This is a genomic window from Modestobacter sp. NPDC049651, assembly GCF_040659695.1.
In the GTDB taxonomy this organism is placed as follows: domain Bacteria; phylum Actinomycetota; class Actinomycetes; order Mycobacteriales; family Geodermatophilaceae; genus Modestobacter.
The window spans coordinates 64,038-85,015 of sequence record NZ_JBFAOG010000005.1 but is presented as its reverse complement, the minus strand read 5'-3'; the positions used below and the strand labels follow the sequence as shown (position 1 = coordinate 85,015).

At 75.7% G+C, this 20,978-nt stretch carries 23 protein-coding genes and 1 tRNA gene; 14 read left to right on the top strand and 10 right to left on the bottom strand.

Annotation, left to right across the window (positions count from 1 at the left end; all coding sequences use genetic code 11):
* The first annotated feature begins 23 nt into the window (after nucleotides 1-23).
* The 3 genes from murI to AB0J00_RS09380 all read left to right on the top strand — a co-directional run bounded on the left by murI (nucleotide 24) and on the right by AB0J00_RS09380 (nucleotide 2,683).
* Nucleotides 24-848 (top strand): glutamate racemase, encoded by an 825-nt coding sequence (gene murI / locus AB0J00_RS09390; protein WP_357743401.1) that lies wholly within the window; start codon nucleotides 24-26, stop codon nucleotides 846-848.
* Nucleotides 845-1,585: an MBL fold metallo-hydrolase gene (locus tag AB0J00_RS09385; RefSeq protein ID WP_357743399.1), complete on the top strand. Its 741-nt coding sequence runs from the start codon at nucleotides 845-847 to the stop codon at nucleotides 1,583-1,585. Before murI ends, AB0J00_RS09385 begins: the two co-directional genes overlap by 4 nt.
* Nucleotides 1,586-1,714: 129 nt before the next feature.
* A complete protein-coding gene (locus AB0J00_RS09380) occupies nucleotides 1,715-2,683 on the top strand; it encodes an ATP-dependent DNA ligase (RefSeq protein ID WP_357743397.1) in 969 nt (322 codons plus the stop codon).
* On the opposite strand, the gene AB0J00_RS09375 is transcribed toward AB0J00_RS09380, so the two are convergent.
* Nucleotides 2,659-3,585, bottom strand: coding sequence for a LysR family transcriptional regulator (locus AB0J00_RS09375; RefSeq protein WP_357743396.1), 927 nt, complete (start codon nucleotides 3,583-3,585; stop codon nucleotides 2,659-2,661). The genes AB0J00_RS09380 and AB0J00_RS09375 overlap by 25 nt on opposite strands.
* 145 nt (nucleotides 3,586-3,730) lie before the next feature.
* Between AB0J00_RS09375 and AB0J00_RS09370 the strand changes: the two genes are divergently transcribed.
* On the top strand, nucleotides 3,731-4,939 hold the full coding sequence (locus AB0J00_RS09370) for an acyl-CoA dehydrogenase family protein (RefSeq protein ID WP_357743394.1): 1,209 nt from the start codon (nucleotides 3,731-3,733) through the stop codon (nucleotides 4,937-4,939).
* A gap of 13 nt (nucleotides 4,940-4,952) precedes the next feature.
* Here the strand turns inward: AB0J00_RS09370 and AB0J00_RS09365 are convergent, their stop codons facing one another.
* Nucleotides 4,953-5,312 (bottom strand): nuclear transport factor 2 family protein, encoded by a 360-nt coding sequence (locus AB0J00_RS09365; protein WP_357743392.1) that lies wholly within the window; start codon nucleotides 5,310-5,312, stop codon nucleotides 4,953-4,955.
* A 70-nt stretch (nucleotides 5,313-5,382) separates the two neighbouring features.
* On the opposite strand from AB0J00_RS09365, the gene AB0J00_RS09360 reads away from it, so the two are divergent.
* Entirely contained in the window at nucleotides 5,383-6,312 is a 930-nt protein-coding gene (locus AB0J00_RS09360; protein ID WP_357743390.1) for a LysR family transcriptional regulator, read from the top strand.
* Here the strand turns inward: AB0J00_RS09360 and AB0J00_RS09355 are convergent.
* The 5 genes from AB0J00_RS09355 to AB0J00_RS09335 form a co-directional block, all read right to left on the bottom strand.
* Entirely contained in the window at nucleotides 6,309-8,870 is a 2,562-nt protein-coding gene (locus tag AB0J00_RS09355; protein ID WP_357743388.1) for an EAL domain-containing protein, read from the bottom strand. The genes AB0J00_RS09360 and AB0J00_RS09355 overlap by 4 nt on opposite strands.
* 151 nt (nucleotides 8,871-9,021) lie before the next feature.
* Nucleotides 9,022-10,554, bottom strand: a complete 1,533-nt coding sequence (locus AB0J00_RS09350; protein ID WP_357743386.1) for a S8 family serine peptidase — start codon at nucleotides 10,552-10,554, stop codon at nucleotides 9,022-9,024.
* 420 nt (nucleotides 10,555-10,974) lie between these two features.
* Nucleotides 10,975-12,411: an NADP-dependent phosphogluconate dehydrogenase gene (gndA, locus tag AB0J00_RS09345; RefSeq protein ID WP_357743384.1), complete on the bottom strand. Its 1,437-nt coding sequence runs from the start codon at nucleotides 12,409-12,411 to the stop codon at nucleotides 10,975-10,977.
* 87 nt (nucleotides 12,412-12,498) lie between these two features.
* Complete coding sequence (gene bcp / locus AB0J00_RS09340) at nucleotides 12,499-12,999, bottom strand: thioredoxin-dependent thiol peroxidase (protein WP_357743382.1); 501 nt, start codon at nucleotides 12,997-12,999, stop codon at nucleotides 12,499-12,501.
* 72 nt (nucleotides 13,000-13,071) lie between these two features.
* A complete protein-coding gene (locus AB0J00_RS09335; RefSeq protein ID WP_357743380.1) occupies nucleotides 13,072-13,476 on the bottom strand; it encodes a YjbQ family protein in 405 nt (134 codons plus the stop codon).
* Nucleotides 13,477-13,583: 107 nt separating this feature from the next.
* Between AB0J00_RS09335 and rph the strand changes: the two genes are divergently transcribed.
* The gene (gene rph, locus AB0J00_RS09330) at nucleotides 13,584-14,318 is read left to right on the top strand and encodes a ribonuclease PH (RefSeq protein ID WP_357743378.1); all 735 of its coding nucleotides are present in this window, start codon (nucleotides 13,584-13,586) and stop codon (nucleotides 14,316-14,318) included.
* Complete coding sequence (gene rdgB, locus AB0J00_RS09325) at nucleotides 14,315-14,926, top strand: RdgB/HAM1 family non-canonical purine NTP pyrophosphatase (protein WP_357743377.1); 612 nt, start codon at nucleotides 14,315-14,317, stop codon at nucleotides 14,924-14,926. Before rph ends, rdgB begins: the two co-directional genes overlap by 4 nt.
* A 6-nt stretch (nucleotides 14,927-14,932) precedes the next feature.
* Here the strand turns inward: rdgB and AB0J00_RS09320 are convergent, their stop codons facing one another.
* On the bottom strand, nucleotides 14,933-15,634 hold the full coding sequence (locus AB0J00_RS09320) for a tetratricopeptide repeat protein (RefSeq protein ID WP_357743375.1): 702 nt from the start codon (nucleotides 15,632-15,634) through the stop codon (nucleotides 14,933-14,935).
* Nucleotides 15,635-15,920: 286 nt separating this feature from the next.
* On the opposite strand from AB0J00_RS09320, the gene AB0J00_RS09315 reads away from it, so the two are divergent.
* The 5 genes from AB0J00_RS09315 to AB0J00_RS09295 all read left to right on the top strand — a co-directional run bounded on the left by AB0J00_RS09315 (nucleotide 15,921) and on the right by AB0J00_RS09295 (nucleotide 18,914).
* Nucleotides 15,921-16,535, top strand: coding sequence for a hypothetical protein (locus tag AB0J00_RS09315; RefSeq protein WP_357743373.1), 615 nt, complete (start codon nucleotides 15,921-15,923; stop codon nucleotides 16,533-16,535).
* A 158-nt stretch (nucleotides 16,536-16,693) separates the two neighbouring features.
* A complete protein-coding gene (locus tag AB0J00_RS09310) occupies nucleotides 16,694-17,659 on the top strand; it encodes an NAD(P)/FAD-dependent oxidoreductase (protein ID WP_357743371.1) in 966 nt (321 codons plus the stop codon).
* The gene (locus AB0J00_RS09305) at nucleotides 17,656-18,291 is read left to right on the top strand and encodes a class I SAM-dependent methyltransferase (protein ID WP_357743369.1); all 636 of its coding nucleotides are present in this window, start codon (nucleotides 17,656-17,658) and stop codon (nucleotides 18,289-18,291) included. The genes AB0J00_RS09310 and AB0J00_RS09305 overlap by 4 nt, the downstream gene beginning before the upstream one ends.
* Before the next feature lie 44 nt (nucleotides 18,292-18,335).
* Nucleotides 18,336-18,560: a hypothetical protein gene (locus AB0J00_RS09300; protein ID WP_357743367.1), complete on the top strand. Its 225-nt coding sequence runs from the start codon at nucleotides 18,336-18,338 to the stop codon at nucleotides 18,558-18,560.
* Nucleotides 18,561-18,605: 45 nt separating this feature from the next.
* Complete coding sequence (locus AB0J00_RS09295) at nucleotides 18,606-18,914, top strand: hypothetical protein (protein ID WP_357743365.1); 309 nt, start codon at nucleotides 18,606-18,608, stop codon at nucleotides 18,912-18,914.
* Between the two features lie 15 nt (nucleotides 18,915-18,929).
* Here the strand turns inward: AB0J00_RS09295 and AB0J00_RS09290 are convergent, their stop codons facing one another.
* Nucleotides 18,930-20,015 carry an MBL fold metallo-hydrolase gene (locus AB0J00_RS09290; RefSeq protein WP_357743363.1) on the bottom strand — a complete coding sequence of 362 codons (1,086 nt, stop codon included), beginning with the start codon at nucleotides 20,013-20,015 and terminating at the stop codon, nucleotides 18,930-18,932.
* A gap of 120 nt (nucleotides 20,016-20,135) precedes the next feature.
* Nucleotides 20,136-20,216 (bottom strand) — tRNA-Leu (locus tag AB0J00_RS09285).
* A gap of 64 nt (nucleotides 20,217-20,280) precedes the next feature.
* On the opposite strand from AB0J00_RS09285, the gene AB0J00_RS09280 reads away from it, so the two are divergent.
* Complete coding sequence (locus AB0J00_RS09280) at nucleotides 20,281-20,517, top strand: DUF3618 domain-containing protein (RefSeq protein WP_357743361.1); 237 nt, start codon at nucleotides 20,281-20,283, stop codon at nucleotides 20,515-20,517.
* Between the two features lies 1 nt (nucleotide 20,518).
* The gene (locus tag AB0J00_RS09275; protein ID WP_357743359.1) at nucleotides 20,519-20,977 is read left to right on the top strand and encodes a GNAT family N-acetyltransferase; all 459 of its coding nucleotides are present in this window, start codon (nucleotides 20,519-20,521) and stop codon (nucleotides 20,975-20,977) included.
* Nucleotide 20,978 lies beyond the last annotated feature (1 nt).

The window sequence follows — 20,978 nt, the reverse complement described above, 5'->3', positions numbered from 1 at the left end:
CGCCCGGTTAGCCTGAGCAGGTCATGGGCGGAGCAAGCGCAGCCGACGCACCGATCGGCATCTTCGACTCGGGGGTCGGCGGCCTCACCGTCGCACGCGCCGTGCTGGACCAGCTGCCGCACGAGGCGGTCCGCTACATCGGCGACACCGCGCACGGACCCTACGGCCCGCTGCCGATCGCCGAGGTCCGCCGGCACGCGCTCGCGGTGATGGACGACCTGGTCGACGCCGGCGTGAAGATGCTGGTCATCGCCTGCAACTCGGCCAGCGCCGCCTGCCTGCACGACGCCCGCGAGCGGTACGACGTCCCCGTGGTCGAGGTCGTGCTGCCCGCCGCCCGCCGGGCCACCGCCGCCACCCGCAACGGACGGGTCGGCGTGATCGGCACCCAGGCCACGATCACCAGCGGCGCCTACGCCGACGCGTTCGCCGCCGCCCCGCAGATCTCGGTGACCAGCGCCGCCTGCCCGAGCTTCGTCGACTTCGTCGAGCGCGGGATCACCAGCGGCCGGCAGCTCGTCGGCCTGGCGCAGAGCTACCTGGACCCGCTGCTGGCCGCCGACGTCGACACCGTCGTGCTCGGCTGCACGCACTACCCGCTGCTCACCGGCGTGCTGTCGCTGGTGCTGGGCGACGAGGTGACCCTGGTGTCCAGCGCCGAGGAGACCGCCAAGGACGTCTACCGGGTGCTCACCCGGCTGGACCTGCTGCGCGACCCCGACGCCCCGCCGCCGGTGCACGCCTTCCTGGCCACCGGCGACCCCGAGCCGTTCGCCCGGCTCGGCCGGCGCTTCCTCGGCCCGGAGGTCGAGCAGGTCACCCGCGCGATGGCCGTGGGCACCCGGTGAGGCTCACCGTCGTCGGCTGCTCCGGCAGCGCCCCGGGCCCCGCGTCGCCGGCGTCCTGCTACCTGGTCGAGCACGACGGCTACTCCGTGCTGCTCGACCTCGGCAACGGCGCGTTCGGCTCGCTGCTCGCGCTGGCCGACCCGCGCTCGGTCGACGCGGTCTACCTCTCGCACCTGCACGCCGACCACTGCCTGGACGTCGCGCCGTTCATCGTGTGGCACCGGTACTCCGGGCAGTCCGACCGCCGGCCGCTGCCGCTGTACGCGCCGATGGGCGCCGACCGGCGGCTGGCGCTGGCCTACGGCGACGACGGCGACCCGATCGAGGACGTCTTCGACGCGATCCCGGTGGGCGCCGGCTCCTGGACCGTCGGCCCGTTCGAGGTGACGACCGCGCGCACCGCGCACCCGGTCGAGTGCTACGCCGTGCGGCTGTCCGCGGGCGGCCGCTCGCTGGTCTACACCGGCGACACCGGCCCCTGCGCCGCGGTCGTCGAGCTGGCCCGCGGTGCCGACGTGCTGCTCGCGGAGGCCGCGCACCCGGACGTCGAGGGGCTGCCCCCCGACCTGCACCTCACCGGCCGGCAGGCGGGCGAGGCCGCGGCCGCCGCCGGGGTGGGGCGGCTCCTGCTCACCCACATCCCCGCCTGGGTCGACGCCGAGGCGCAGCTGGCCGCCGCGCGCGCCGTGTTCGGCGGCGCCGAGCTCGCCCGGCACGCCACCGTGCACGAGGTGTAGACGCCGGGGGCTTTGATCAGGTGACCTGATCACAGCGCGTCCCCCCGTACGAACGTCGGTGCAGGAGGGCGCCCTTTGGTGCGGGACGACGGGGTTGCCGCGGTCCGCATGCCACGGCACGGTGGGCGCGTGGCAGACGTCGAGGAGCGGGACGGCGTCCGGCTGACCAGCCTGGACAGCGAGCTGGGCGACGGGCTCGGGGTGACCAAGCGCGACCTGGTCGACCACGTCGACGCGTTCGCCGACCGCCTCGTGCCGCTGCTGTCCGGGCGGCCGCTGACGGTGAAGCGGGTGCGACAGGGCTCCGCGCCGTTCATCCAGCGCGACGTGCCCAAGGGCGCCCCGGACTGGGTGCGGACGGTGCCCACCTGGAGCGACCGCGCCCGGCGCGAGGTGCACCAGGTGCTGGTCGAGGACCGGCGCACCCTGCTGTGGCTGGCCAACCAGCGGGCCGTCGAGCTGCACGTGCCGTTCTCCCGCACCGGCGACGAGCAGCCGACCGGGCTGGTGCTCGACCTCGACCCGCCGGACGGCGCGGACTTCGCCGTCGTCGTCGCGGCCGCGCGCCTCGCCCGGCGGGCGCTGGCCGACGCAGGCCTGACCGCGGCGGTGAAGACCAGCGGCTCGACCGGGCTGCACGTCGTCGTCCCGGTGCGTGGTTCCGCACCGGAGGACGTCGCTGCCGCCACCCGCGCGCTGGCCGCCCGCGCCGCCGCGCTGGACCCCGACCTCGCGACGACCGAGTACGTGGTCGCCGAGCGGGGGGACCGGGTGTTCGTCGACTCCACCCGCTCGGGCCGGGGCACCTTGGCTGTCGCCTACGGGCCGCGGGCGCGCCCCGGTCTGCCGGTCTCCACCCCCGTGGCCTGGGACGACCTGGACGACGTCCGGCCCGGCGACGTGACCGTGCGGACCGCCCGCGAGCGGATCGGCGACGGCGACCCGTGGGCGGCGGCGCTGCCCGCGCCGCAGCCGCTGCCGGCCGACCTGGTCGCCGAGGGGCACACCATCCCGGTCGCGCGGGTGCAGGCGATGCACGAGGGCAAGCGCCGGGCCCGTGCCGCCCGGGCGGATCAGCCGGGCGGCGCTGCCCCGTAGCGCTGCCGGGCGAGGTCGGCGAGGGCCCGGGCGCGGGGCGACAGGGAGACCCCGGCCGGCCAGGCGAGCACGACGGGGACGGTCGGCAGCGGCGGGTCGACCTCGCGCTCGACGATGGGCAACCCCTCGTAGCTGGACTTGTTCGTCGGCCGCTGCACCAGGATCGCGTAGGTGCGGCCGCGCGCGACGATGGAGCGGGTCAGCTCGAAGCTGTGCGTCCGGTGCCGCACGGTGGGCACCAGCCCGTGCTCCTCGAAGGCCGCCATCGCGTAGCTGGTGCTGGGCGGCTGGTCGAACAGCACCAGCGGCTCGGCGGCCAGGTCGCGCAGCGGCACCGTCGGCAGCCCGGCGAGCGGGTGGTCCGCGCCGAACAGGGCGTAGCCGCGGGCCTCGAAGAGCACCACCGAGTCCAGCTCGTCCAGGTCGCCCATGTCGTAGAGCACCGCGGCGTCGATGCGGCCGTCGAGCAACGCCTCGCGGAGCAGGTCCTGCGGGCCCTCCAGGAAGTCCAGCGCGACGCGGGGGTGCGCCTGCTCCATCGCGGTCAGCAGGCCGGGCAGCACCGTCGGCGCGAGGGTCACGAAGCAGCCGATCCCGAGCGGCCCGGTGAGCTCGGCCCCGCCGCCGCGGGCCGTGTGGCCCAGCTCTGCCGCGTCGCGGAGCAGCGTGCGCGCCCGGTCCAGCACCTGGCGGCCCAGCGGGGTCAGGGTCACCCCCTGGGCGCGCCGGCGCACGCACAGCTCGGCGCCGAGCAGGCGCTCCAGCTCGGTGATCGACCCGGACAGCGCCGAGGGGGACATGTGCAGCCGCTCGGCCGCCGCGCTGATCGTCCCGGTCTCCGCGACCGCCACGAAGTGGGTGAGCTGGCGCAGGGAGAACTCGCCGGCGTCCGCGCTGCCCATGCCGTCGTCCTCCTCGCCTGCCCGCCCGCTCGTCGGGCGCACCGCAATTCATGCACGGAAAGCCCTGATTGACCGCGCCGGTGCCGCCGTGAGCTCCTGGCTGCGCCGTCACCGCCGACGACCGCGACCCCGGAAGGACCCCCCTGTGACCTCCACGCTCAGCACCGACCGCCCCGCCGACCTGCCGCACGCGCCGGACCCGGGGCTGACCGCCGAGGACGTGCTGGCGGCCGCGGAGGAGCTGGTCCCCGTGCTGCGGGACCGCGCCGTCGAGACCGACCGCGAGCGGCGGATCGCCCCGGAGACGTACCGGTTGCTCCAGGAGGCGGGGCTGTTCCACGTGCTCAAGCCCAAGGAGCACGGCGGGCTGGAGCTCAGCGAGCACGTCCACGCGAAGCTGGTGATGACCCTCGCCCGCGGCTGCGCCTCGACCGCCTGGGTCTACTCGATCCTCAGCTCGGACAACATCGCGATCGTCGCCTACCCGGAGCAGACGCAGCAGGAGATCTGGGGCAGCAACACCTACGCGACCCTCGCCGGGGCCACCAACCTCAACAAGAAGGCCCGGGCGGAGCGGGTCAGCGGGGGGTGGCGGCTGACCGGGCAGTGGGGCTTCTGCAGCGGGTCGGACTTCTCCGAGTGGCTGATCTTCAACGCGCCCGCGGGGGAGCAGGGCGACGGCCACATGTTCCTCGTGCCGCGCGAGGACACGGTCACCATCGACGACTGGTTCCCCACCGGCCTGCGCGGGACCGGCAGCCGCACGATGGCGGTCGACGACGTGTTCGTGCCCGACCACCGGGTCCAGGCGACCCGGGACACGGTGGACAAGCTGAAGGAGCGTCGGCAGCTGCACCCGACGTTCGACGCGATGTACGCCCCGTGGCCGTCGCCCGGCAAGTTCCCCTTCGCCGCGGTCGGGGTCGGCGCGGCGCTCGGCGCGGTCGAGCACTTCGCGCAGACGGCGGCCACCGGCACCCGGGTGGCCGGCGCCCTGGGCGGCACCGTGACGCTGGCCGACCAGGAGTACGTCGCGACCGAGTTCGCCGAGGCCGCCGGGGAGGCGGAGATGGCCCGGCTCATGGTCGAGGCCGGCAGCGCCGGGTTCGCCGAGCTCGCCCGGGCCCATCGGACGCCGACCCAGCAGGAGATCGCCCGGGGCCTGCGGGACAACGCGCTGGTCACCCGGGTGGCGCTGCGCTCGGTCTCCCGGATCTTCTCTCTCGTCGGGTCCAAGGCCGGCTTCCCCGACCACCCGGTGTCGCGCGCGAAGCGGGACGTCGAGATGGTCTCCCACCACGTGACGCTGAACTGGCGGCAGAACGCGCTGCAGTACGCCGCGGCCACGATCTGAGCCGGTGCCCCGCTCAGGCGGGGGCGAGGGCCCGGGCGTCGAAGGCGACCCGGATCGCGGTGATGCGCCCGTCCGCGACGTGGGTCCAGTTCGCCGTCGGCACCGGCGGCGCGACCGAGGTGTGCAGGTCGAACCAGGTGAGCACGTCCGGGCCGTCGACGAACCGGTGGTGGACGACGACGTCGGTGACGATCTGCGACATCCCGCGCAGCCCCGCCACGCAGCTGTCCGCGTCGCTCAGCGTGGCCAGCGGCCCGTCGAAGGTCACGTCGTCGGCGAGCAGCGCGCGCAGCCCGTCGAAGTCCCGGGCCAGCCAGCAGGAGAAGTACCGCTCGGCGACCTGGGCAGGGGAGAGGGTGGTGTCGGTGTCCATGACCCCACCGTGCTGCGCCGGCGGGTCGCCGTCCAACACCGTCCGGTTCTGCCGTCCATAAGCTGCCGCGATGGAACTGCACCAGCTGCGCTACCTGGTGGCGGTGGTCGACGAGGGCAGCTTCACCGCGGCGGCCCGCCGGGAGCGCGTGGCCCAGCCGGCGGTCAGCGCCGCGGTCAAGCAGCTGGAGCGGGAGCTCGGCGTCGCGCTGCTGGAGCGCGGGCGGCACGGCGCCCGGCCGACCGGTCCCGGCGCCGCGGTCGTCGCCGAGGCCCGCGCCGCGCTGGCGGCGGTCGCCCGGGCGGAGGAGGAGGCGGCGGCGCACACCGGCCTGCTGCGCGGGCGGGCCGTGGTCGGGATGGTGGTCGGCTGCACGGCGAGCGTGCTCGCCGACGCGCTGGCCGCCTTCAGCGCGGCCCACCCGGCGGTCGAGCTCCGGCTCGTCGAGGCCGCCAGCACCGACCTGGTCGCGGGCCTGCTGAGCGGCGACCTGGACGTCGCGTGGACCGGGCGGGCCGAGCCGCCGCCGGCCGGGATCGGGACCGCGGTGCTCTACGAGGAGCAGCAGGTCGCCGTGCTGGCCGCCGGGTCACCGCTGGCCGCCGCGGGCGGTCCGCTGCCGGTGGCCGACCTCGCCGGGCACCGGCTCATCGCGCTGCCCCGCGGCACCGGCGGCCGGGCCGCGCTCGAGGCGGCGCTCGCGGCGGGTGGCCCGGTCCTGGTGGGGGCCACGCACGAGGTCAGCGGGCTGGAGATGGTGCTCCGGCTCGCCGTCCGCGGGCTGGGCGTGGGGTTCGTGCCCGCCTCCGTGGCCCAGGGGTTCGCCCGTCGGGAGGGCGGCGACAGGGTCGTCGTCCGGCCCCTCACGCCCGCCGTGACCTCCCGCATCGAGCTGGCCTGGCGGGCGGGCGGACCGTCGTCCCCGGCCGGTCGGGAGCTGCTGCGGACCGCCCGCGCGCACGTGGCGCGGGCCGCCGCGGACCTCGCGCAGCCTGGTTAGAGCGCGCGCAGCACCCCGTCGTGCCCGGGGCGGCCACGGGTGCGCAGCCAGCGGGGCAGGTCGGCCACCGGCATCGGCCGGCCGACGTACCAGCCCTGGATGAGGTCGCAGCCGGTGCCCGCGACGAGGTCCCAGGTGCTGCGCTCCTCGACGCCCTCGGCGACGACGTCCAGCCCCAGGTGCCGGCCGAGGTCGACGATGGCCCGGACGATGGCGATGTCCTCGCCGGTGTCCCGGAGCCCGGTCACGAAGCTCTGGTCGATCTTCACCTCGTGCACGGGCAGCCGCTTGAGGTAGCTCAGCGACGAGTAGCCGGTGCCGAAGTCGTCGACCGACAGCCGGCAGCCCAGGTCCCGCAGCTCGTGCAGCACCGCGATCGCCCGCGCCGGGTCGGCCATGACCGAGCCCTCGGTGATCTCCAGCGTGAGCTGCCCGGCGGGCACGCCGTGCCGGCGGAGCAGCCGGTCGACCTCGTCGACGAGGTCGGCGTCGTGCAGGCTGCGGGCGGAGAGGTTGACCGCGATCGACAGGTCGATGCCCTGCTCGTGCCAGGCGGCGACGGCGGCCAGCGACTGGTCCAGCACCGCGGTGGTGAGCGGCCCGATGAGCCCGCTGCGCTCGGCGATCGGGATGAACTCCGTCGGCGGGACGGCGCCGAGCTCGGGGTGCTGCCAGCGCACGAGCGCCTCGACCGCGACGGTCTCCCCGGTGCGGGCGCGGGTCTGCGGCTGCACGTGCACCTGCACGGTGCCTGCGGCCAGCGCCGCGCGGAGCTCGGCGACGAGGGTGAGCCGGCGGGGGTCGGCGGAGTCGAGCTCGGCGTCGTAGACCCGCAGGCCCCGGCCGGCGGCCTTGGCGTCGTACATGGCCAGGTCCGCGCGCTTGAGCAGGCCGGCGGGGTCGGTGGCGTGCTGCGGGGCGAGCGCGATGCCCAGCGAGCCGCCGACCTCCACCTCCATGCCCTGCAGCGCGACGGGCTGCTCGAGGGCGTGCAGCACGCGGCGGGCGGTGCGGACGACGGCGTCCTCGTCCGCCGTCCCGGTCAGCAGGACGGCGAACTCGTCGCCGCCGAGCCGGGCGACGAGCCCGGCCGCGCCGACCGCGGTGGTGAGGCGGGCGCCGACCTCCACGAGCAGCAGGTCGCCCTGCTCGTGGCCGAGGGTGTCGTTGACCTCCTTGAACCGGTCGAGGTCCAGCAGCAGCACCGCCGCCCCGCCCGAGGAGCCCTCGGCGACCTCGGCCAGCGCGGCGGCCGTCCGGCGCTGCAGGAACTCCCGGTTGGGCAGCCCGGTCAGGGCGTCGTGCAGGGCCTCGTGCTGGAGCTTGTCGACCAGCTCGCCGTTGCGCAGCGCGACGCTGGCGTGGTTGGCGACGGTCTCCATCAGCAGGATGTCGTCCTGGTCGAAGGTGCGGACGTCACCGAGCCGGTCGGTGACGATGAGGGCGCCCAGCACGCCGGCGCCGCCGCGCAGCGGGACCGCGACGGCCTCGCGGGCGCCGTGCCGGTCCAGCCAGGCGCGCATGTCCGGGTCGCGGGTGTTGCGGGGGAGCAGCAGCGTCCGGCCGTCCTCCACGACCTGCGCCAGCAGCCACTCGTCCTGCGGGCTCTGCGGCTTCTCGGTGCGGGTCAGCCGGTCGGTGGTGTCGAGCCGGACGGTGGCCACCGCGCCCTGCGCGGAGGCGAGGAAGGCGACCTGCGCCTGCTCGGAGTGCAGCAGCTGCTTGGCCTCGCCGAGCACGTTGCGCAGCACGCCGACGACCTCGGGGGAGCTGCTGACGGCCTGGGTGAAGCGGAAGAGCCGCTCCAGGTTCAGGTGCCGGTCGGTGAGCGCGGCGTAGGCCCGGTAGCCGAGCAGCAGGCCGGCCAGCGTGGGCACGAGCAGCCAGGCGCTCTGGGTGGAGGCGGTGAGCGCGGTGACGGCGACCAGCGCCAGGGTGATGACCACCGGGGCGGCCGGCTCGCCGCGGACCAGGTCCCGGCCGAGGTCGCGCAGGTCCAGGTCGCGCTCGTAGACCGCGATGACCAGGGCGAGCGCGACGCTGCCCACGGCGTTGGCGGCGACCGGGCCCAGGTAGGCGCCGGCCCACAGCCAGGGACCGTCGCCGGAGCCCTCGGCGACCAGCCGGAACAGCGCGACGGCGACCGCCGTCTGCAGGCTGATCAGCGCCAGGTTCCAGGTCGTCTTCAGCGGGGAGGACCGGCGGTGCAGCACGAGGATCGCGGCCGACCCGACCAGCCGGCCCAGCAGCAGGGAGGCGGGGGGAGAGAACACCAGGCCCAGCACGAGCGGCAGCTCGCTGACCGAGACGGTGCGCGCCTCCCGCTTGGTCTGCACGTGGAAGACGCAGGCCTCGGTGGCGGCGAAGCCGAGGGCCATCAGCCACCACGGCAGGGGGACCGCGGAGCTCAGCGGCCGGTCGGGGAGGAAGGGGTGCAGGACGACGGCGGCCGCGGCCGCGAGGACGGCGGCCTGCAGCAGCACGAGGCCGCTCTGCCGGTGGCGGGGCCACCAGCGCCACCGCACGCGGTGGGGGTCCTGCTCCTGCACGGTCTGCACGCCGCGTCACCTCCTCCCCTGCAGCAACGGCAGGGCGGGGTGGGCCCGAGAGCCCACCCCGCCCGCGTCTCACCCGGAGGGGGTGACCGGTCCGGTCAGCGTCCTGGTCGGCGGGGCCGCGGCATCCGGCCGCCCCAGGTCGTCGAGCGGGTCACGACCAGTCCTCGCTGCGCCACATCCGCGCCGACCAGTCGTCGCTGCGCCACATGCGGGCCGCCCAGTCCTCGTCGCGCCACATCCGGGCGCTCCACGACTCGCCGCGCCACATCCGCGCCGTCCACTGGTCGGCGGCGTAGGAGACGCCCGCCCAGTCGGGAGCGGTCCACTGCGTGGTCGGCCAGGTCCCGCCGGCCCACGTGGCGCCGGTCCAGGTGTTCCCGCGCCACTGGCCGCCCTGCCAGGCCGTCAGCGTGGTCGTCGACCACGCCCAGGACGCCCCGCGCCAGGGCTGGCCGAAGACGTCGACCTCGCCGCGCAGCTCCGACGTCCCGTCGGAGACGTGCGCCGAACCGCGCGCCGCCTCCAGCGAGCCGGTGCCGGTGCCCCAGGGGGTGAGCAGGCCCTGGACGAACGAGCCGACCGCGGACAGCCGCTGCGCCTTGCCGACGTCCACCAGCCCGGCGCCGCGCATCCTCACCGACGCCGTGCTCACGCCGCTGGCCGACCGGGTGACCAGCTGCTTGACCTGGTCGGGGGTCAGCCAGGGGTAGGCCTGCAGCAGCAGCGCCGCCTCACCGCTGACCACGGCCGCGGCCTGCGAGGTGCCCGATGCCCGGGCGAACCGGTCGCCGACCCGCGAGGTCGGGTACAGGGTGTCGGCGAGGCCGCCGGGGTCGCGCAGGCCCAGCACCGAGACGCCCGGGGCGACGACGTCGACCGCCCGCTGGTCGGTCCCGTGGGTGGACCAGGCGGGGACGGTGTCGTCGGTGCGGCTGACGGTCCCAGCGGAGTCCATGGCGCCAACGGCGATCACGTGCGGGTCGCGGGCCGGGTTCGCGAGGGTCTTGGTGGTCTCGCCGTCGTTGCCGCCGGCCGCCACGACGACGATGCCGTGCAGCCAGGCGTTCTGGACGGCGAACGCCAGCGGGTCGACCGAGCTGTCCTGGGTGGAGTCGGTGCCGTAGGAGAGGTTGATGACCCGGATGCCGAGGCCCTTGTCGTCGGCGTGCTCGACGACCCAGTCGATGGCGGCGATGACCTGGCTGACGTCGACCGAGCCGTCACCGGCGCCGACCTTGACGTTGACCAGCGTCGCGTCCGGGGCGATGCCGTTGTGGGCGGTGGCGTCGAGGTACGACCGGGGCGTCCCGGCCGTGTCACGGCCGGCGATGATGGACGCCAGGTGCGTGCCGTGCCCGAATCCGTCGACGTGCGCGCTCGCCGCGTCCTGGCTGTCGAAGGACAGGTCCGGGCCGTCGACGACGTTGCCGGTGTCGAGCCCCGGCACCTTGGTCACGCCGGTGTCGATCAGCGCGACGCCGACGCCCTTGCCGGTGATGCCGGCCGACCAGGCGGTGTGCGCGCCGACGACCTCGGCGACGTTGTAGAGCGAGCCCTTGTCGGTGAGCGCGTCGTAGCCGAGGGGAGCGGCGCTGGCTGCCGGGCCGGGCACGGGGGCGGGGGCCGGGGCCGCGTTCGCCGGGGCGGCGCCGAGGACGACGACCGCGGCGGCCGAGGAGGCCACGGCCGCGACCGCCGCGCGCCGGCCGGTGCGGCCGTGCTGTCGCCGGGTCACGGGGTGGCGCCCGCGGTCGGCACGGTGCTGGGGATCGGCACGGAGGGTCCTGTCTGCGCGCGGGGACGGCGCTGAGTCCGCTCAGCACCGGGTAGCACGTTCAGTAGTGGTCCCAGCACGCAACGTGTCAGCACACCTTGAGCCCCCTCTCACCCCGGAGGGGGAGCCGCCGCGCTGAGGACCGCCCGCCCAGGTGACCTGCCGGGACGGCACACGGGTACGTCGATCCGGGGCGCCGCCGTCCCCAGCGGGACCGCCGGCCCCAGTCCGGCGCCGGGGCGCCGCGCGCCGGGCGAGCTGGAGTGCCAGCCAGGCCCGGGCACCTGGCGGGCGTGACCGCGTGGCCCGCCCGGTTCCCCGCGGGAGCCGTCACATGCTGACCTCGCGGCCGTCCTCGCCCCACATCGTGTGGAACGCGCCTTCCCGGTCGACCCGCCGGTAGGTGTGCGCGCCGAACAGGTCGCGCAGCCCCTGGATCAGCGCGGCCGGCAGCCGTTCGGCGCGCAGCCCGTCGTAGTAGGCCAGCGCGCTGGCGAAGCCGGGCACCGGCACCCCGTGCCGGGCGGCACCGGCGACGACCTGCCGCCAGCTCTCCTGGCCCTCGCTGACCGCGCCGCGGAAGTAGTCGTTGGTCAGCAGGGTGGTGACGTCGGGCTCGTCGGTGAACACCTGCGCGATGCGGTCGAGGAAGCGCGCCCGGATGATGCAGCCGCCGCGCCAGATCCTGGCCAGCGCGGCCCGGTCGATGTCCCACCCGTACTGGTCGGCGCCCTGGGTGATCTGGTCGAAGCCCTGGGCGTACGCGACCACCTTCGACGCGTACAGCGCCCGGCGCACCGACTCGATGAAGGCGTCCCGGTCGTCGACCTGGTCGTCCCAGTCGCGGTCGGGGCCCGGCAGCACCTCCTGCGCGGCCTGCCGCTGCTCCCGGTGGCCCGACAGCGCCCGGGCGAACACCGCCTCGGCGATGCCGCTCACCGGCACGCCCAGGTCCAGCGCGGACTGGACGGTCCAGCGTCCGGTGCCCTTCTGCTCGGCCTCGTCCAGCACCACGTCGACGAACGGCCGGCCCGTCTCCGCGTCGGTGTGCCGGAGCACCTGCGCGGTGATCTCGATGAGGTAGCTCTCCAGGTCGCCCTCGTTCCAGCCGGCGAAGACGTCGCCGATCTCGGCGGGGGAGAGCCCCAGACCGTTGCGGAGCAGGTCGTAGGCCTCGGCGATCAGCTGCATGTCGGCGTACTCGATGCCGTTGTGCACCATCTTCACGAAGTGGCCCGCGCCGCCGGTGCCCACGTGCGTGCAGCAGGGCTCACCCTGGACGTGCGCGGAGATCTCCTCCAGCAGCGGGCCGACCAGGGCGTACGCCTCGTCCGAGCCGCCGGGCATGATGCTCGGCCCGTTGAGCGCCCCCTCCTCGCCGCCGCTGATCCCGGTGCCGACGAAGTGCAGCCCCTGCGCCGACAGCGCCTCGGTGCGCCGGATGGTGTCGGTGTACCGGGCGTTGCCGCCGTCCAGCACGATGTCGCCCTCGTCGAGCAGCGGCACCAGCTCGTCGATGACCGCATCGGTGGCCGCCCCGGCCTGCACCATGATGATGATCTTGCGTGGCCGCTGGAGGGCCTGGACGAACTCGGCCGTGGAGCCGGTGGGCACGAAGTCGCCCTCGCCGCCGTGCTGCTCCACCAGCGCGTCGGTGCGCGCCCTGCTCCGGTTGTGCAGCACCACCTGGTGCCCGTGCCGGGCGAAGTTGCGTGCCAGGTTCGCGCCCATCACTGCCAGTCCGGTGACGCCGATCTGATCGCTCATGCGCCCAGCCAACTCCACTCGGGGGAGCTGGAGAAGGGCTTGCCGCGGGGTGCCGTCCCGGGGGTCGGCGCCCCGCGGTCGGAGGCGCTACTCGAGACCGAGGTCTCGGCGCAGCTTCGCGACGTGGCCGGTGGCCTTCACGTTGTAGGAGGCCTTCTCCACCCGGCCCTCGGCGTCGATCACGAAGGTCGACCGGATCACCCCGACGACCTCCTTGCCGTAGAGCTTCTTCGGCCCGTAGGCGCCGTACGCGGCCAGCACGGCCTTGTCCGGGTCGGAGACCAGGGTGATGGCCAGCTGCTCCTCCTCCCGGAACCGGTGCAGCTTGGCCGGGTCGTCGGGGGAGATGCCGACGATGTCCAGCCCGGCCTCGGCGAGGTCGCCGGCCGCGGCGGTGAAGTCGACCGCCTGCGTGGTGCAGCCGGGGGTCAGCGCCGCCGGGTAGCAGTAGACGATGACCCGGCGGCCCCGGTAGGACACCAGCGAGACCGGGTTGCCGTCGGCATCGGGGAGGGTGAACTCCGGCGCCGGGTCACCGGGCGCGAGGCGGACGGGCGCTGTCTGGGTGCCGCTGTTCGTCTCGGTCATGCCCAGGATGGTGCCGTACCGGGGCGACGTTCCTCCACCGGGCCACCGTGCCCGGGGGAGCCGGGGAGCCGGTCAGCCGGGGAGGAAGCTGAACCGGACGTGCCGCGACGGGTTGTCGACGTTGGTGTCGACGAAGCAGATCCGCTGCCAGGTGCCCAGCGCGAGCCGCCCCTCCAGCACCGGCACGGTCGCGTGCGGCGGCACGAACGCCGGCAGCACGTGGTCCCGGCCGTGCCCGGAGGAGCCGTGCCGGTGCCGCCAGCGGTCGTCGCGGGGGAGCAGCACGTCGAGCTGGGCGAGCAGGTCGTCGTCGCTGCCGGCGCCGGTCTCGATGATCGCGATGCCGGCCGTGGCGTGCGGGACGAAGACCTGCAGCAGGCCGTCCCGCTCACGGCGGACGAACTCCGCGCACTCGTCGGTCAGGTCCACGACCGAGGCGACGCCCCCGGTCCGCACGGCTCGCAGCTCGGAACGCATGAGGGCAGGGTGGCACGCCGGTCACCCCGCCCCGGGCACCCGTCGCCGGTGCCCGGGGCGGCGGACGGCCCGACGGCGGCCCGGCCGCGCAACTAGGCTTCTGACACGTGACCCGCCCCGACGGCCGCAGCGCCGACCAGCTCCGCCCGGTGACCATCACCCGCAACTGGCTCGACCACGCCGAGGGCTCGGTCCTCGTCGAGTTCGGCCGCACCCGGGTGCTCTGCGCCGCCAGCGTCACCGAGGGCGTGCCCCGCTGGCGCCGTGGCTCGGGCCTGGGCTGGGTCACCGCCGAGTACTCGATGCTCCCGCGGGCCACCCACACCCGCAGCGACCGCGAGTCGGTGAAGGGCCGCATCGGCGGCCGCACCCATGAGATCAGCCGGCTGATCGGCCGCTCGCTGCGGGCCAGCATCGACCTGGCCGCGCTGGGCGAGAACAGCATCGCGATCGACTGCGACGTCCTGCAGGCCGACGGCGGCACCCGCACCGCGGCGATCACCGGCGCCTACGTGGCGCTCGCCGACGCGGTCGGCTGGCTGGGCGAGCGCAAGAAGCTGGCCAAGCCGACGGCGATCGTGGACTCGGTGGCCGCGGTCAGCGTCGGCGTCATCGACGGCGAGCCGCGGCTGGACCTCGCCTACGAGGAGGACGTGCGCGCCGGCACCGACATGAACGTCGTGTGCACCGGCGACGGCGGCTTCGTCGAGGTGCAGGGGACGGCGGAGGGGGCCGTCTTCGACCGGGCGACGCTGGACCAGCTGCTCGACCTGGCCGTCGCCGGGTGCGCCGAGCTGACCACCTTCCAGCAGCAGGCGCTGCAGGACGCGGCGGCCCGGTGAGCACCCGGCTGCTGCTGGCCACCCGCAACGCCGGCAAGCTCGTCGAGCTCCAGCGGCTGCTGACCACCGCGGTGCCGGGCGTCGAGGTGGTCGGGCTGCGCGACGTGCCCGAGTACCCCGAGGCCCCCGAGACCGGCGCCACCTTCGAGGAGAACGCGCTGCTCAAGGCGCGCGAGGCGGTCCGCTACACCGGGCTGCCGTCGGTCGCCGACGACTCCGGCCTCGCCGTCGACGCGCTGAACGGGATGCCCGGCATCCTCTCCGCCCGCTGGTCGGGCCGGCACGGCGACGACGTCGCCAACACGGCACTGCTGCTCGGGCAGCTCGCCGACGTGCCCGAGGGGCGGCGGGGCGCGGCGTTCGTGTGCGCCGCCGCGCTGGTCACCCCCGACGGCACCGAGCACGTGCTGCGCGCCGAGTGGCGCGGCCGGGTGATCGGGGAGGAGCGGGGCACCCACGGGTTCGGGTACGACCCGGTGTTCGTGCCCGACGGCCTGCAGGTCACCGCCGCCGAGCTGGAGCCCGCGGAGAAGGACACCCGCAGCCACCGCGGCCAGGCGTTCACCGCGCTGCTGCCGGTGGTCGCCGAGGTGCTCGGCGGCCGCTGACACGGCTCAGACCGCGGGCGCTCCGGCCGAGCGGGGCGCCCGCGGCGCCGGCACCGGTCCCGCGCCCGTCACCGGACCGGGAGCCGGACGCACACCGCCGGCGCCCAGCCGGAACTCCTCGGCAGCGCCCCGCGCATCGCCGAGGTCGCGCAGCAGCAGTCCCAGCGCGGAGTGGCACATGACGTCGCCGGCCGCGATGCCGCCGCGGTAGGCGGCCGCCGCCGCGACCGGGTCGTCGAAGACGTCCAGCAGCAGGTTGCCCAGGGGCAGCCAGCTCTCCCGCTCCTCCAGCGCGGTCCCGCGCTCGAGCACCCGGCGCGCCTCGTGCGTGCGCCCGGAGGCGTGCAGCAGCCGGCCCAGTGCCGCCCGGGCCGCCGGGTCGCGCTCGGCGTCGGCCCACGACCGCTCCTCGGCGGTGCGCCGGTCCGCCGCCGGCGACGGGCCGGCCGGCGGGGTGGTGGCGGCCGGCGGGGTGGTGGCCGGGGAGGTGGCGGCGGCCGCCGGCCCCTCGGTCGCCGCCCTGGTGAACGCCTCCCGTGCCTCGGCCCAGCGGCCCAGGTCCAGCAGGCAGGTGGCCAGGTCGAACAGCGCGAGCACCGATCCGCCCGCGGCCGCCCGGCGGAAGCAGGCGAGCCCCTGCTCGGGGGAGCCGTCGGCCACCAGTGCGTGCCCCTCGGCCAGCAGCGCGTCCACGGCCGAGGCGGCCACGACCTGCTGCCTGCGCTCCACCTTGGTGCTCCCGTCCGACCTCGCTCCTCCGGCGCTGCCGCCGCTCCGGCGCAGTGTGCCCCGCGGCCCCGGCCCGTCGGCCGGCGACACGGGGCGGACTTCCACAACGATCCGGTACCGACTCGGCACACAGCGTCACCGGACTGATCGTGCGGAGATCGTGCGGTTCCCTGGAGCCGGCCCTGCGTCCCGGCGGCCACGGTGGCAGGAGCCGCAGGACACCTGCGGCGCCCCGGCACACCGGGGACCGACCTCAGGGAGTGACGTGAGCGCGACGACGACCACCGCCGGCCCGGGCGGCCGCCGGACCACCGCCAGGGTCCTGGGCACCATGGCCGTGGTCGGGGCCGCCGCCGCGGTCGCCGGGCTGGGGACCTTCGGCACCTTCACCGACAGCACCACCCCGGTCGGTGCGCCGGTGCAGACCGGGGTCGTCTCGATCGGCCTGACCGCCGCGGACGGATCGGACGCCGTACCGCTGGACTTCAGCGGCATCGTCGCCGGCGGCTCGGTGACCCAGCTGGTCGACCTGGTCAACGACGGCGACACGGCGCTGTCCGACGTCGCGCTGGCGACCCGGGCGACCGCCTCCAGCCTGCTGGACACCGACCGCGTCCACGGCCTGCAGGTGACCCTGCAGTCCTGCTCCGAGGACTGGGCGGGTGGCTTCTGCCGGGGCGAGCAGCGCGAGGTGGTCGAGCTCGGGCCGGTGCTGCGCGACCTCCCGCTGACCGACCCGTTCAGCCTCGCGCCGGGCGCCACCGACCACCTCGCGGTGACCGCGGTGCTCCCCTCGTCGGCCGGTGACCAGTTCAAGGCGCAGACCAGCCGGCTCTCGCTCACCTTCACCGCCACCCAGCGGAGCGGCACCGCCCGCTGACCCCCCCGGTCGTCGTCGGCGCCCCGCCGGCCGGTGGGCCCGCGGGGGTGCCGGCGTTGCCGAACCGGCAACGATGCTTGTCGGAACGGTCAGGGTGCGCGCATCGTCGGGACACCGGTCGCCGCACGGGCGGCGACCGCCGGACGACAGGAGCCGCGATGGCACAGCGGTACGACGTGGTGGTGGTCGGCGGCGGGCCCGCCGGCCTGAGCGGTGCACTCGCCCTGGCGCGGTCGCGCCGGTCGGTGCTGGTGGTCGACGCGGGTGAACCGCGCAACGCCCCGGCGGCGCACGCCCACAACTTCCTGACCCGCGACGGGGTGCCGCCGCTGGAGCTGCTGGCCGCGGGCCGCGCCGAGGTCGCCTCCTACGGCGGCGAGCTGCGCGAGGGCCGGGCCGTGTCCGCCGAGCGCACCGACGACGGGTTCACCGTCACCCTCGCCGACGGCGGCCAGGTGTCCGCCCGCCGGCTGCTGGTGACCACCGGCCTGGTCGACGAGCTGCCCGACGTCCCGGGCCTGCGCGAGCGCTGGGGGCGCGACGTGCTGCACTGCCCGTACTGCCACGGCTGGGAGGTGCGCGACCAGGCCGTCGGCGTGCTGGCGACCAGCCCGGCGGTCGGGCACCAGGCCCAGCTGTTCCGCCAGCTCACCGCCGACGTCACGGTGTTCACCCACACCGGCCCGGAGCTGCCGGACCAGCTGTGGGAGGAGTTCGCGGCACGCGGCATCGCCGTCGTCGAGGGGGAGGTCGCCGGCCTGCAGGTCGACGGCGACGCACTCACCGGGGTGCGGCTGGCCTCCGGCCAGGTCGTCCCGGTGCAGGCGCTGGTGGTCGCGCCGCGGTTCACCGCCCGCAGCGCGCTGCTGGAGTCGCTGGGCCTGACCGCCGAGCCGGTGGAGATGGCCGGCGCCGTGATCGGCAGCGCCGTCCCGGCGGCCGAGCGCACCGGGGCGACCGCCGTCCCGGGCGTGTTCGTCGCGGGCAACGTGACCGACCTCGGCGCGCAGGTGGTCAGCTCGGCGTCCGCGGGGCTGCTCAGCGGCGCCTTCATCAACGCCGACCTCGTCGCCGAGGAGACCCGGCAGGCGGTCGCGGCGCGCGCCGTGGCGGTGGCCCGGTGACCCGGCAGGTGTTCGACCAGGAGTTCTGGGAGGAGCTCTACCGCGGGGCGCCGGAGCGCTGGTGGAGCGGGGAGCCCAACGTCGCGCTGGTCGCCGAGGTGTCCGACCTGGCGCCGGGCACCGCGCTGGACGTCGGCAGCGGCGAGGGCGGCGATGCGGTCTGGCTGGCCCGGCGGGGCTGGCGGGTCACCGGCACCGACATCTCCACCGTGGCGCTGGGCCGGGCGGCGGAGGCGGCCGCGGCAGCGGGCGTGACGGTCACCTGGCTGCACGCCGACCTCACCGCGGAGCCGGTGGGGGGCAGCTACGACCTGGTGTCCGCGCACTACCTGCACCTGCCGGAGGCGCAGCGGCGGGTCGTGCACGAGCGGCTGGCCGCGGCGGTGGCCCCCGGTGGCACGCTGCTGCTGGTCGCCCACGAGGAGCCCGCCGGGCACGAGCACGGGCACGGGCACGGCGACCCCGGCTGGGACATGACCGGCATGTTCTGGACCGCCGCCGAGGAGGCGGCCCGGCTGGACCCGGCGGAGTGGGACGTCGTCACCGCCGAGCACCGCCCGCGCACCGCCGTCCGCGACGGGCAGGAGATCGAGCGTCCGGACGTCGTCCTGCGGGCCCGCCGGCGCGGCTGACCCCTCGCCCGCCGGGCCCCGGCCCGATGGGGGACGCTGGTGGCATGGCGAACCTCATCGGGCTGGAGCGGCGGCAGGGCGACGTCCAGGACCCGGACGCCCGCCGGTGGACCGGGCCGTTGCACGCGGTCGCCCCCGGCAGCGGGGCGGCCGCCCGCGCGGCGGCGTCCCCGGTGCGCGCGCTGTGCGGGGCCGAGGTCGAGGTGGTCGACGTCCAGGACGTGCCCGACGACGCCGGTCTCTGCCGGGCCTGCCAGTACGGCGACTGACCGACCGGGCCCGGGGGGCGCGGCCGCGACCGGCAGACTGTGCGGGTGCGCATGTTCGAGTACGGGGTCATGCACCTGAGCTTCCGGCCCGAGCTCCAGCCCCACGGCTACGTCTTCGAGTGGCACTTCGGGCTGGACCGGGAGCTGGACGACGTCCCGTTCCACGTCGACCGCGACCTGCCGGTGCCGCCCGGGCAGGGCCCGCTGCGGCGGCTCGCGCACCCCGGCCTCGCGGCGGTCTACCTGGGCCGGCGCGGCTGGGAGCCGTTCCAGGTCGAGTGGGTGCAGGGGTTCCCCGGCCCGGCAGTGGAGTACCACTTCCGCCGGTCCAGCGAGGACAAGCCGGTCGGCTGACCGGGTCGGCCGGCCTCAGCCGGCGACGCTGAAGACCTGCCCGTCGTCGGCCACGGTGGTGCGGGCGAACACGGCGCGGGCGCGGTCCGCGTCGGCGTCGGTGAAGATGCCGCCCAGGTGGCTGAGCACGAGCGCGCCGACGCCCGCCTGGGCGGCGACCCGGCCGGCGCCCTCGAGGTCGGTGTGGCTGTCGGCCAGGTGCTGGACGTAGGCCTCCGGCAGGTCCTGGGCGAGGTAGTAGTCGAGGTCGATCGCCTCGTGCACCAGGACGTCGGCGTCCTGGGCCAGCCGGACCGTGTTGGGGTGCTCGGTGGTGTCCCCGGAGAGCACCACCGCGCCGTGGGCGGACTCGAACCGGAAGGCGAACGCGGGGAACACCGGGGGGTGGTCCACCAGCGTGGCCAGCACCCGGACGTGCTCGTCGCGGTACACCTCGAAGGGCTCCATCGGTGGGCACGGGTGGCGATCGGGATCGGCGTGCACGCCGCGGGGCAGGTCGATCTCGCGGGCCAGCAGCAGGTCCTCGAGCGGGGGGCGGTCCTCGTCGAAGACCCGGATGTTGACGTCGTAGGCGTAGCTGCTGAGCAGGTCGGCCACCAGCCGGCGGGTGCCGCCGGTCGCGGGCTGGACGTGGACCGCGGCGCCGCGGGGCAGCCGAGCCTGCCCGGGGCCGATGATGGGCAGCGGCTGGGTGATCCCGCTGACGGCGGGGCCCCAGTTGTAGAGCAGCAGCGCGGGCAGCTCGCTGGTGTGGTCGGAGTGCAGGTGGGTGAGGAAGATCCCGCGCAGCCGGTCCATCGTCAGGCCGGCGTTCTTGACCTGCCGGGTGACGCCGAGGCCGCAGTCGACCAGGTAGACGTCGCCGTCCACCACGACGGCGGTGGCGATCCCTGCGCGGGGGCCGCGGACAGCGGGGCCGGCGGCCGTGCCGAGCGTGACCACGTGCATCCCGGTGGCGGGGACGGTCGCCGGCCCCGCGGGGCCCGGTGCCGGCGCCGCCTGCACCGGTCCTGCGCCGGCGACCCCGGCGGCGAGGACGGCTCCGCCGGTCAGGGTGAACAGCGACCGCCGGGACAGCCGGCCATCGGTGGGCGAGGTCATGAGCGTCTCCTGGGCGTCGTTGCGTCAGGGGTGCGTGCAGAGCCTGCGGTCCTGCCAACCTAGGGGTCCGCTGTGCGGGTGGCACGCGACGCATGTCGCGGGAGAGGTCGGGGTGCTGGGTGCGGGAGGCGGGAGTCGAACCCGCACGCCCGAAGGCACCAGGACCTAAACCTGGCGTGGCTGCCGTTACACCACTCCCGCGTACGGGGGAGTCTAGGAGCGGGCTGACCTGCGCCGGTGCACCCTGGTCTGGCAGGCTGGGCGCGTGCCGCGCAGCCCCGAGCAGATCCAGCAGGAGATCGACGCCGCCCGCGAGTCGCTCGCGGCCACCTTGGACGAGCTGTCCTACCGGGGCAGCCCCAAGCGGCTGACCGAGCAGGGCAAGGCCAAGGTGCAGGAGTTCCTGCAGACCCCGGCCGGCATGGCCGTGGTCGGCGGCGTCGGTCTGCTGGTGACCTTCGTCGTCACCCGGCGGATCGTGAAGGCCGTCCGCAAGCACTGAGGTGACCGGGCTCCGCCGGGCCACCGCCCGGGACGCCGGCCCGGTCACCGCGGTCCTCCTCGCCGCGCGGGCGGTGGCCATGCCCTGGCTGCCCGACCTGCACACCGACGAGGAGACCGCCGGGTTCGTCCGCGACGTCGTCCTGCCCGGCTGCGACGTGCACGTCGCGACCGGCCCGGACGGCGCGGTGGTCGGCTTCGCCGCCCGGCGCGGCCCCGAGCTCGAGCACCTGTACGTGCACCCCGGCGCGCAGGGCCGCGGCGTCGGGTCCGCGCTGCTCCGGCAGGCGATGGCCGACAGCCCCGCCGGCCTGACCCTGTTCGTCTTCCAGGCCAACACGGCCGCCCGTGCCTTCTACGAGCGGCACGGCTTCCGGGTGCTCGACGCCGACGACACCGGCGAGCGCAACGAGGAGCACCTCCCCGACCTGCGCTACCGCTGGCCGCAGGGCGCAGACTGAG